The organism is Sulfobacillus harzensis (assembly GCF_012933365.1).
Lineage (GTDB): Bacteria > Bacillota > Sulfobacillia > Sulfobacillales > Sulfobacillaceae > Sulfobacillus_B > Sulfobacillus_B harzensis.
The window spans coordinates 1-11,051 of the sequence record NZ_JABBVZ010000108.1 but is presented as its reverse complement, the minus strand read 5'-3'; the positions used below and the strand labels follow the sequence as shown (position 1 = coordinate 11,051).

At 59.3% G+C, this 11,051-nt stretch carries 13 protein-coding genes; all 13 read right to left on the bottom strand.

All coding sequences use genetic code 11. The features are described 5' to 3' along the window. Positions 1-241: 241 nt before the first annotated feature. Positions 242-889 carry a hypothetical protein gene (locus HIJ39_RS18995; RefSeq protein WP_169102509.1) on the bottom strand — a complete coding sequence of 216 codons (648 nt, stop codon included), beginning with the start codon at positions 887-889 and terminating at the stop codon, positions 242-244. A 19-nt stretch (positions 890-908) separates the two neighbouring features. Then, positions 909-1,589 (bottom strand): hypothetical protein, encoded by a 681-nt coding sequence (locus HIJ39_RS18990; RefSeq protein ID WP_169102508.1) that lies wholly within the window; start codon positions 1,587-1,589, stop codon positions 909-911. A gap of 61 nt (positions 1,590-1,650) precedes the next feature. Then, entirely contained in the window at positions 1,651-2,292 is a 642-nt protein-coding gene (locus tag HIJ39_RS18985) for a hypothetical protein (protein WP_169102506.1), read from the bottom strand. Positions 2,293-2,514: 222 nt separating this feature from the next. Continuing rightward, positions 2,515-2,772, bottom strand: coding sequence for a hypothetical protein (locus HIJ39_RS18980; RefSeq protein ID WP_169102504.1), 258 nt, complete (start codon positions 2,770-2,772; stop codon positions 2,515-2,517). Between the two features lie 87 nt (positions 2,773-2,859). Further along, positions 2,860-3,435, bottom strand: a complete 576-nt coding sequence (locus HIJ39_RS23790) for a hypothetical protein (RefSeq protein WP_207711792.1) — start codon at positions 3,433-3,435, stop codon at positions 2,860-2,862. A 55-nt stretch (positions 3,436-3,490) separates the two neighbouring features. Beyond that, positions 3,491-4,312 carry a hypothetical protein gene (locus tag HIJ39_RS18970; RefSeq protein ID WP_169102502.1) on the bottom strand — a complete coding sequence of 274 codons (822 nt, stop codon included), beginning with the start codon at positions 4,310-4,312 and terminating at the stop codon, positions 3,491-3,493. A 315-nt stretch (positions 4,313-4,627) separates the two neighbouring features. Further along, the gene (locus HIJ39_RS18965; RefSeq protein ID WP_169102500.1) at positions 4,628-5,242 is read right to left on the bottom strand and encodes a hypothetical protein; all 615 of its coding nucleotides are present in this window, start codon (positions 5,240-5,242) and stop codon (positions 4,628-4,630) included. A 73-nt stretch (positions 5,243-5,315) separates the two neighbouring features. Then, positions 5,316-6,686, bottom strand: coding sequence for a vWA domain-containing protein (locus HIJ39_RS18960; RefSeq protein ID WP_169102498.1), 1,371 nt, complete (start codon positions 6,684-6,686; stop codon positions 5,316-5,318). Positions 6,687-6,760: 74 nt separating this feature from the next. Continuing rightward, a complete protein-coding gene (locus HIJ39_RS18955; RefSeq protein ID WP_169102496.1) occupies positions 6,761-7,885 on the bottom strand; it encodes an AAA family ATPase in 1,125 nt (374 codons plus the stop codon). Between the two features lie 74 nt (positions 7,886-7,959). Beyond that, on the bottom strand, positions 7,960-8,490 hold the full coding sequence (locus HIJ39_RS18950; protein ID WP_169102494.1) for a hypothetical protein: 531 nt from the start codon (positions 8,488-8,490) through the stop codon (positions 7,960-7,962). Positions 8,491-9,240: 750 nt separating this feature from the next. Continuing rightward, the gene (locus HIJ39_RS18945) at positions 9,241-9,723 is read right to left on the bottom strand and encodes a type II toxin-antitoxin system antitoxin SocA domain-containing protein (protein ID WP_207711791.1); all 483 of its coding nucleotides are present in this window, start codon (positions 9,721-9,723) and stop codon (positions 9,241-9,243) included. A gap of 230 nt (positions 9,724-9,953) precedes the next feature. Further along, positions 9,954-10,694, bottom strand: coding sequence for a hypothetical protein (locus HIJ39_RS18940; RefSeq protein WP_169102490.1), 741 nt, complete (start codon positions 10,692-10,694; stop codon positions 9,954-9,956). A 62-nt stretch (positions 10,695-10,756) separates the two neighbouring features. Next, on the bottom strand, positions 10,757-10,948 hold the full coding sequence (locus HIJ39_RS18935; RefSeq protein WP_169102488.1) for a hypothetical protein: 192 nt from the start codon (positions 10,946-10,948) through the stop codon (positions 10,757-10,759). Positions 10,949-11,051: the final 103 nt, after the last annotated feature.

Sequence of the window (11,051 nt, the reverse complement as noted above, 5' to 3'; positions counted from 1 at the left end):
AAGGAATCCCAGAGGTTTAGCAGCGTATCCTCGGTCGCATCCCGTACGACGAGACCGTATTCAGTACCCACGTCTTCCCCCGCACCGTTGAGATAGCTAATCCGAACGTACTGGGCTTGGGCTTGGTTGCTCATGTAAGTTCCACCCCTTAACGTTTTCTGATTGTTCCAGACAATTCTAATCGGCCGCGATTTTCCTGATCATCTTGAATCCGGCGGGCCCTGGCCGTTCATCCCCGAGGTCATGATCGCTGCCACCAACGGGAAAGCGTCTCAGATCGCGATTGGGGCGGTCGGGTGATATCCGTGAAGACCGCGCGGAGGGTCGGATGGACGTCGGGCGCTTGGGGATCTGCCAACCAGTGCGCAAAATCGGTCAGCAGGTCGGGGTCGCACCACGACGACGTCCCGGTGTCCGAGACCCACTGGTCCGTGTCAGGATGCCATACCCAGTGCTGTTCGGGGACGGGCGGTGGATAAGCGGCGTAGACGCGGTGGATGTTGCCCGAAATCGCCCAAGCGATATCCACGCGAAACGACCCAACGCGTTGTTTTACTGCTCCCCAAGACCAGGTGGTCATGCGCCAGTGATGCGGACCCGGCTCGATGCGTGCTGTCCAGAGGGGTCGTAAGTTCGCCCACGTGTTCCGGTGCGCCAATCGTCGGCGAGCAAGTGCTTCAGGCCAGGGCTGGGCCACGGCCCATAAGTTCCAGACGAACACCTGACGGTGCCTTGACCGCCCCGGCAGCAGAAAAATTTGATTGGGAATAGCAAACAGTAGCGGTATCCACGCCGCTTCGCAGGCGGCCGTCGCGTCAATTCGCAATCCACGATCTCGTTGAATTACCGGCACCGCAGACAATGGATCGCGGAATAAGTCGTCCGTCATCGTCGGGCTCACCTCCTGACTAAACCTCGACCGGCTTTCCTAATAGCACACTAGCAATCGTATAGGCCGTCCAGCGGGGCGCCGTCTCGTCTGTCGGCACCAAAATTCGGTCGGCGTGCCATGCATCGCAGTGCTCCTGGATGCCTTCGGGGTCGCGCATATCCCGGCCGGCGAAGTCCGCCAGAGCGAGGAGCGGAATATCCATGTGAGCATAGGCGGTCTTGTCGTAGCGACCGATCCACACCTCGGCCGCGCCGCCTTCCTGCCTGGTGTATGGAATCAAAATAACTTGCGTCTCATGGCCACTGGATGACGGAGTAGTAGGGGCCTGAGTCTCGCTCTTACACGTCCCTTGAACTGCTCCCGTGGCCGATGTTTCGTGCGGAATGGGGGTTCCGTTCACAGTGACCGGTTGAGTGTCCACCACAAAGTCCGCATCGTTATCGGGGTTGGGACCCTCATGGAAAATAAACGCTTGCATGGCACGCGCTAAGCGTTGCGCCCGATTGACATTGTCGTCGGTGACCGCACAGCCCTTCTGTGCCACGTCCTGAAGATCTTCCACCACTTCATCGAGCCATTGCCTTTGGTCCGGCCATGACAAGGCGTCGTCGTGAATGACCGCGTGAATCCGTGCCGCAAAATACGCTATCCAGTAACCTGTGACTTGAAGGGCGTGTTCTTGGTCTATCGTAGGCATCGCTCAAGACCCCTCTTTCTGAAAAAGTGGCACAACAAAAGCGCCCCGCGGACGGGGCGCCTCAGATGTGCAAATCACACGTAACTGCTAAGGCATCGGGGTGCGCGAGCAACAGACGCCGGACTTCGTCGGCCCAGGCCTCGTCCTCTTTCTCGTTCGAGGTCATGCCCCACCAGCCCATACGGCCCTTCTCATGCCATTGGCCGTCCGGCGTCACGATGGCAAAGGGCACCTTTCCCTTAGCCGCTGCCGTCTTGGCCTTGAGCCGGTTGCTCCGGCTCAGCCATCCATCCCAGCGGCCGCTGATGGTCCACCAGTCCCATTGGGAATCCGGATTGTAGGTCGTCATGCGCTGGCCGGACCCGTGGCAATCCTCGCACTGGGGATCGGGCTTCTGATAAAGCGGATGGGCCTGCTCCACGCGGTCCGCCACCGTCATCCAGTCGTGGGTCCACGCCTCCCATGTGGGCCGTTCCGCGTCCGGCAACGCCCAGTAGCGAGAGCGCAAGGCATCCATATCTTCGACCTCGCGATCGGCCGCGTCCGTCCCGGCTCGACGGGCGATCCCACCAATGCACCAGCAGTCGGTTGCGTACTGAGCCACGGCAATTTCTTCGTTGTACGGGGCCAGTAGAGATTCGACCGTTCCCTTAACGTCCAGCGAATCCTTCGGTACGAGGACCAGCGTCACAAAATGGCTCATCAACACAACCTCCCTTGATAAGATGAGGAAGGCGTCGCGCCCCGGGACGGGGCGAAAGACAGGAAAGTCTAATAGGGAAATGTTCGTGTGGAAAACACGCGGTGATTAAGTCGCGTAAAAATGGGGGTAAAATCACCATTCCCAGCGCGCCGACTGCGTTGCGCTCACAGCAAACACTCCTTTCCCGAGGAAATCTTCGAAAAGGAATCTGGCCATCAGGGACTACGGTACCGGGCAATAGGGCTCCGCATCGCTTTGCTCAATCAGGTGCAGGGTTTTCGTCAGACGATCATATACATACCAGTGGGTACTATACGACCCTTCGTCCCGCGTGAGATCCAGCGCCGCCGCCACGGCCTGTTCGGGCGAAATCACGTCGTCGTCGCCGTACCCCACCACCAGCGAGACCACATAGCGGCTATCGGGATCGACATACGTGTTACCCAGTTCGTCAAGTGTAAAAGGCTTGTCCAACATCATCACTCCGTTCTCATGTGCCAACACAAAAAGGCGGAGGCCGCAGTCTCCGCCTGGTCTTTGTCGATGATGGTTGATTGCACCAAATATCTACGGCACGTATGGCACCCGCGTGACATTCAGCGTGAATAAGGCGTACGCCTTGTATTTCGCGTTGAACTCCTCGGCCTGCCGTTCAATGTTCGCAGCGGCAGCCAGCGCCCGGTCAGCGATGTGCAAGAGTTGCTGCTGACGGGCTTGCCCGGTGGCGTCTTGCTCCAGTTGCAACTGGTCCCGCCGGCGAACAATCCGTGCCTGCAAGGTGTTCCGGGTTAAATTCTCAGTCGCAACCAGCGACAGCCAATGCTCCAGCGTGGCTTCGGGCCGGCCCACAGAAAACTGCCGGCGACCCCAATCGGCCGTGCGGAACAAATCCGGCGAGACAGACGCAAAGCGAGCCCGAACGGCTGGCGGAAACCGGACAATCTCAGTAGCCCAGCGGCGCAAGGTGCTATAGCTGTAGTGCGTAGCCTCCGCCAGTCGATGCAGTCCCGTGGGGCCACCCACATCGTAAATAGCCCGGGCCAATTCCCATAAGCGCCATGTGTGGGCATGCTGTTGCCGGCTGACGGTAACAAACTCGTTAATCAGGTGCTGGACCTGATCGGTGTTGATTGCAATGGACATGAAATCGCTCCTTTCTTCATGTAACACTCACCGATTAATGGCCGGGGACCGGCCGTTAGTCGACCTCCACGGGATGGGACGTCAGCGTCAGGTGTTCGAGAAAGTATGGACTCCAGTATGTATTAAACACGGCCACGGCGTCCGCCAAGCTTTGCTGGAACCGAAGAGCCAGCGATGCGCGCTCGGTCACGGACAACGATTCGGCCGCCAAGGTTCGCCAGGCCCGCGCGGCCGCAGCAAAAGCGTCCGGGACGGGCACATTGAGGGTGGCCGGGGTCGGTTCCGCCGTCGGTGGGGCCGGAGGCGAGGAAGAAGTTGGACGATCCGCCGGAGCCTGGACGGACGAAACGGTCTGGGCAACGTGCCACCGGCGCGACCACGTCGGCCGAAAGGTCTGAGTCTGTTTGACGGTCAGGGGCGCGTCACACGACGTGGAAGCGGTCGCCCGTTGCTTTTGGAGTGTTTGGGCCTCATGCACTAAGCGGTCACGATTCCAGTGACGGGACTGCGCCAAGTCCAGCCAAAACCGGAGATCATGTTCGGGGGCATCCGTCGAGAAGAGCTTGGTCGCTCGATAGGCTCCTTCAAAGATTTTGGCGGACAGATCGGGATACGCCGCCCGCAACGCCGGCGAAAAGCGCGACAGAGTTTGAGCCCAGGTCATCAGACTCTGCACCGAATAGCCTGATTCTTGCGCAGCCCGAACCAATCCGTCTTGACCCGCCTCCTGAAAAATCGCGGCCGCCAGTTCCCAAGGGCGCCACCGGTCGTCTGGTCCAAGCAGCTTGCGAGAACGGAGCACCGTTAATACGGCGATAGCGTTGGTAACGACATCCGGCCGCGCCGAATCAGCGCCACGAAGAGGCTCAGGCGTCAAACGCGATGGATCAACATGCCAGCAGCGCGACCAGGATATACGAAAAGCCTGAGTGCGTTGGATGAAGTCAGACCATGAGCGATAACGCTTGTAAATCACACCAGATTGCCACTTGGGTACATCACTCCAACGCGGCCAACGATGGTACCGGGCTCGATAGCGCCGGGTTGCGATGGACAAGTACGCATGGCTGCGATAAACGATCGGTCGGAATCGTCGATGAACGGAAGCGCCCGCGGCCTGAAGGGCGTTGTTCCAAGATCCGTACCGGCGGCGAATTTGCATAAGCGTCGGAGCGTCCGGATGATTGGGTTGTCAGGCTTCCCAATCGCGGCTGCGCGGCCAGCGCCCGTGTTCCTGGTAGTATTGGTGGATCCAAGGAATGATCTCGTCTGGAAAACCGCGGTTAGAAGTTTTGGCGGCCCCGCCCCATGCGGCGGGGCCTATCTTATGCGCCTGCATTAACTGATGGCCCGACCAGCCATGGGATCGAGCTAAGTCTAACCAAAACCGGAGATCGTGTTCGGGAGCGTGCTTCGAAAAGTACCAAATAATTCGATAGGCCTCTTCAAAGACGTCCATCGACAACATAGGGTACATTGCCATCAAGTCTTGTAGTCGTTGAATCCAGCGTTGAAGAACGCTAATCGAACAACCTGATGCTCGCGCAGCCTGTTCCAAACCGTCCTGGCCGGCTACCTGAAAAATCTCGGCAGACAGCTCCCAAGCCCGGAAGCGGTCAATCGGTCGAGGACGTTTGCGAGAGCACAGGTCGGTTAAGGAGGCAATGGCGCTCGCAAGAGCATCCGACTCCGTTGTCTCGGCGCCGCCAAACACTGGCGTCAAAACCGCGGAATCACAGGAGTCGGGCGCTATCAGCGATTGCAGAATGCGCTCCGCCTCCAGAATCGAAGCCGTGGACGCAGCCATCGGGTCATCCCATCCTTTCGTAACATGGTTAAGACTCAAACGAAAAAGCGGGGACCGGAGTCCCCGCCTATTCCTACATCGCCACCAACTCGGCGAACACATCGCCCGCGGCATTGTCGTCAGGACTTCCTGATAAAGCCCAGACCCGATCCGACCAACCGAGCAATTCCTCCCCCACCCCGCCGATCAGAATAGAGAAGATGCGAAACCCCCACGCCCGCTTCTTCGCCATCAGGTCGCGATAGAAGCCGTCGCCGACGCGGGAGGCCCCATCGGTAATGAACGTAATATCCGCGTTCTTGAACCGTTGGGTCTCCAGCTGATGCATCGCCCACGTCAGAGGCGGTTCGAAACGGGTCCCACCACTGGCGCCGACCTGCGCGAACTTCAGGATGTCCTGCGGGGACGCCTTGCCCTTGGGGAAGATGAACTCCGCCACCAGATCCCCGTTGAAGAAGACCCCGCCGAAGTCCCGCTTCTGCCGCCGCGCGGTATCCATCAGGCCTAATCCCACGGCGGCCGCCCATTCCATGCGCTCTCCATGCATCGATCCGGAGCAATCAATGGCGCAGAGAATGGGTCCGCGTCCTTCCCGTTGAATCGGTCGGACATCGTACTGGGCCAGTTGGCCTTCCAGAAACCGGCGGCCAAAGTCGAGCTGACGGAGCGGGTCATTCAGCGCCGAAATCTCGACCGGCAGGACCCGACTCAAGTCGTTACCCTGGGTGACGCGATAGAGCTCATCACGGAGGTGGCGGAGCGAGCCGCCCTGACGAGCCCGCGCGAGGTTGCGCATGCGGCCTATCAAGTCGGCCACTTGACGGAACTTCGGTTGCATCAAATCGTGAGCCATCTCCAACCGTTCGCCCAACGGCAGGGTTTGCAGTTGCGCGGCATCGAGACCCCAGCTAATCAGCTGACTCTGCAGGTCTTGTGCCTCGTCCCCGGCGGCCTGCATGGCCCGCCGAGCCGCTTTCGCCAGCGCCCCTTGCACCTGCGGCGGCGGCGGTGTCTTTTGCTGCATGGCCTGGTCGAGCTCCGGGTTCTGCGCAATTTGCTCCGCAAGCTTCTTGCCGGCCGCCAACGCGGCCACGGCGGACGCCAACTCATCCAGTTGGGTCTGGGTGCGCGTCTGTTGGGTCGCGGGTTCTTGCAAAATCTGCTCAATATAAGGCCGATTGGATGCGCTGGTGGGGTCGACGAGTTCGGGGGCCCGCAGCTTGGGATCCATCTTATAGAAGGCATTGAACGTGTCTTGCAGCAGGGCCGGGAATGCCGGGTACCGCTGATTCGCCTTCACGAGGTCCTGAATCGCTTGCGAGCCGTCGCTAGCCTCTTCCCAGGCAAACCGATCCGACCGGGGACCGTCGATGTGGTGAGGCGAACGCGGGGTCCCCTCCATCACTTCGGTAACCCACGAAAAATCGGTGTTGGGTTCCGCCATTGAGCATGGCCTCCTTCTGACAAATGATGGGCTAAACCCGCGGCCGGGCGGATGCCCGGCCCCAGCCCCCGCGCTTAGACCTTCAGACAGGTCTTGAGAATCTCATCGCCCCACGCCTGGATTTGCGTGAGACCATCCCGGGCCCGCTGCGATGGCTTCCCGGCGTCTTCGGACTTCTTGACCACCTCCGCCAGCCGCTTCGCGGCGGACTTCAAGGTCTTGTTCACCTCGAGACCCGTGGTCATTTGGTCTTCCTCGGGGGCCGCCAAGGCTTGCAAGTACGCGTCCTTGGCATCATCGAGGATGTCTTGCGCCTCTTGGTCAAACGGACTAATCAGGGTGAGCACGGCCTTGGCGACCGCAAGCCGCTGGTCGGGCTCATCCCAGAGCACGTGCTGCAGAATCGTCACGTCGCCGGCATCGGCCACCGTATGCCCGTTCATCCAGGCATTGGCCTGCACAATCCCGACGCTTTGCCGCCACCGGCGGTCCGACGCGATGACCCCGAGCTTCGCCAACTCCGCCCGGAGCTGTCCCAACAGCGGCAACACGCCCGAGACATCGACCGCCTCGACGGCTTGCTGCGCGGCCTTCAGGTCTTGGAGCGTGATGGTGGTCTGCGTCGCCGGATGCGCTTGCGCCTGCAGCAACGCTGTGAATGACGCGGGATCCTTCACGTAATCGACGACGTGGCGAATGAGGAACCGGTCCCAGAGCGCGCCGAGTTCTTCTCGATCCTCCGGAAGCTCGTTGGAGGCCCCGACCAGCATCTCAAGGGGCATCGGGATGGCCTGGCCATCGTTGAAGAAGACCCGCTCGTTCATGGCCGCGAGCAAGGTGTTCAGGATGGCTGACGAGGTCTTGAAGGTTTCATCCAGGTACGCAATCTCCGCCTCGGGCAACTTGCCTGTGGCAATCCGGCGGTAGCGGTCCTGCTGGAGTCCTTGAAGCGAGATGGGGCCAAAGATTTCTTCGGGCGTCGACATCCGTGTCAACTGCCACTCGAAGAAGCGGCCCACGATGCGCTGGCACACGTCCCGAACCAACCGCGACTTGCCGGTTCCCGGCGGTCCCAGCAAAATGACGTGCTGCCGGGCCAAGAGCGCCACGAGGAGGCTCCGAATGACGTCGGGCCGTTCGAGGTGGTCGTGGTTCAATTCCCGTTCAATGGCGAGAAACGGTGTTTGCAGGGTAGACAAAACCATCACATCCTTTCCAGAATAGCCAGACAAAAGCCCCGCGGGGCGCGGGGCGAGACGACAGGCGAAAACAATCAGAGGGTAATGTTCATGGCACGCACCAAGTCTTCACCCCAATGCTGAAGCAACGCGCAATCTGACCGAATGCGTTCCACGAGCGCCGGGGACAGGTTGGACGTGTCCAAGAGACGCCGGAGCTGACGACAGGCGGCCGCCACCGTCTTGTACGCTTGTATAGCCTCGAGGACAACATCGTCATTCGGGGACTGACGATGCGCCACGACAACCTGGTATGCGCGGCGCGCGCCATCGACCACCGCGGCAATCGTGGCGAGCAGATCGGCATCATCAGTGCGGGGCGCATCGCCCGCCAGGACAACGAGTTGCCGGTGGGCCTCTTGCTGCATGGCCTGCCAGACTGCGGAGTCCGGCCCGTCATCCGGTGTGATTTCGTACAGCGTTAAATCCCGGAGCGTCTCGACGCCGCGAGCCAACGCTCCGTCCATGACGGTCGCGACTTCGGACAGATCCTGGGGATCGCTGAAATCGGCGTCCTCCGTCGTCGCCGTGACGATGAGTGCAAAGACGCGTGAGCGAATCGACATCACGAACACCTCCTGAAAACGCAAAAGCTCCCGCAGGGTGCGGGAGCCCGAAGCAGCAACGTGCGATAGGGGGCTCGGCCAACCGCCGTGCCATCCAAACTCAACAGGCCTGGACGTTAGTGCCAGCGCCGACGGGTTATCTCAGTTTTTTGTTCAACAACAGCTTGGGGATCCATTTTCACAGAAACGTTCGCGTGGTCCATCATGTCCTCTCGGGGGCTGATGTTCTGGAACAGGCGGTCGGCGATTTCCCTGGACCTGCCAGGAACCGGATATAAATGCCACCGTTCTCTCTCGCCCCGGGAAGAACTCTACACAGGCCTGTGCCTATGAGTAGAGGTGATGTTGAGGGTCCAGCCATACAACGTAAAATGTCGATTCAATCAGAAATCCATGTACGCGGCCATGCTCGTTGCTGGTGAGGGAAAACTGCCATGCGTTGGCATCCGCTCCGTCAATGGGAATCCCAAATCCGTTAGGACGAATCGTGTCCGACCAGTCAATCGGATGACATCGTAGACCATTGCGTTGCTTAAGATTCCTCAGCAGGTCAGACATCTCTAAGTGCGACATGTCTCGTAATCGCTGCAACAACTTGAGAAAGTAAGAAGGTTCGTTCCCCTCGAACTGAAAGTCGTCATCAGTTTTATCGAGATACTTAAAAGAAAACCGGATGGTATCTTCGCCCGGAAGAGTAGTGGGCAAAGGTCCCATTTTGCGCGGAGGCGGTTGAATCCTGTTCTTAGCCATTTAATGCGTGTCGTGCGAGTCGTTCAACAACTGACGATAATAGGTCTTCATCGTTTCCTCTCGGATAGGGCGGTGGGCGTCTGGAGATAGCCCCTCCCGTGCTTCGAGCCAAGGAGCCTCTCTGTGCGTCATACGCTCCAACTCAAATGCTGTAAAACCCATATAAGTCTCAGCCACGTCATCCAGCAACTCTATCGTATCGGGATGGACGGATTCCTGAAACTCGGTCAACCAATCGTCACTATAACGTTCCTCGCGAATGGGGGATGAGCCATACATCTTGAATTGCTGGTACAGTTCTGGCAACACGGGACCATGCACCCATGCCTTAAATGTTCCCGCCATTAACGGTTGATCGTAAAGCGCCAGGTGCCAGGCTTGAGCATAATAGACCAGCTTTTGCAACCGCAGATTGGTCATTAAGTCGCCCGTGGCGTTTGCAACCGCAATGAAATAACGTGCCACATCGCGCCAGTCTATCACCCGAATCGCCTCCATCCTTAATGATGCTATTCCATAATGAATCCGAAATTTCTGCGACCCACGCAGGCAAGTGGGAAGGAAATTCGTCCACACCACACCGCAGGTTGTCCAGTGCCCCACCGGCGCAACCCCGGGAATATCTTGGGGTTGCGCGTGGCCAATTGGGGGCATAACACACAAGAAATCGCGCTGTTTGCAGCATCTGTTGCCGGGCCAGCAAACGGAAGGCCCTATGGCTTACTGCCTGGTCGCGCCTCGGCCGCCGGCCCGAACTGCGCCACAAAGTCCTGCGCCTGCTCTGCGGTGCCGAAGGTCACGTCCACCCGCCCGTTTTTGAAGTAGCGCAGGCTTTCGATGGCCGTCAGGGGTGTCGGATACGCCCTGAACCAATCGGCAGCAGGCGCGTACGGAAACCGGGGGAAGCTCAAGGACCACAGCCGCCAGTCGGCGTACAGAGCCCCCGTCGACCAGCACGCAAGCGCGTTGATCAGCGGGTCAATCTGACCTGTGGGCAAGCTGTACCGATGGTCGAAGTGTTCTTGGAAATAGAGAAGCCGAGGGATCGTCACCTTCCGGCCTTGGATCGTCCACTGGCGACCAGTGCATCTTACTAAAACCGCGCGAATCTTGTCGCGCGCGGCCTCCGCGACGGACTGACCTTTAAGCTCTTGGACCGCGAGCGTCAACACCGCTTCCGCATCGCAATCGTGCGGACGGTCTTTGAGCAAATCCCAGGTGTTGATGTCGCATTGATAGTGCTCTGACAACAAGCGCGCAATCCGGTTTATAAATCCATTCACGACCTCTTCGCGCCCAGATCGCAGCGACATCGGGCTCGCCCCAAGAAACGGATTGTCCTCTGGAACATCCGCCATCAAGGCTTCACAGCGACCCACGAAGGCGAGTGCTTCATTCTTTTGGCGCGTCAGTTGCTCGACGAGGCGGATATCGCCGGGCGTTAAGGGGAACACAGACATCCTCATCACCTCGCAAATTAAAAAGCCCTGCTGGCGGCAGGGCCATCACCGACGGATTAGCCAAGGCGTGCGGTGACATCCAACAGTTCGCAGTATTCCGCGCTGTGGAGTCGATACAGGCGGCTCTGATGGACCCGCTCCCAGCGACCTGTGCGGCGGGCTTCCGTAATCCGGCCGACGTCAGCTCGCGTCACATGGAGCGACTGACGATGGCGGCGCATCTCCGTAAGAATCGCGTCAACGGTCATAGCATCTCACCTCGTAGACAAAAAAAGGGGCTGTCCCAAAAGGGTCCAGATTTGGACCCGGAGGGGGCAGCCTCCTTCTTCTCGATTGACGAAAAAAACCGCA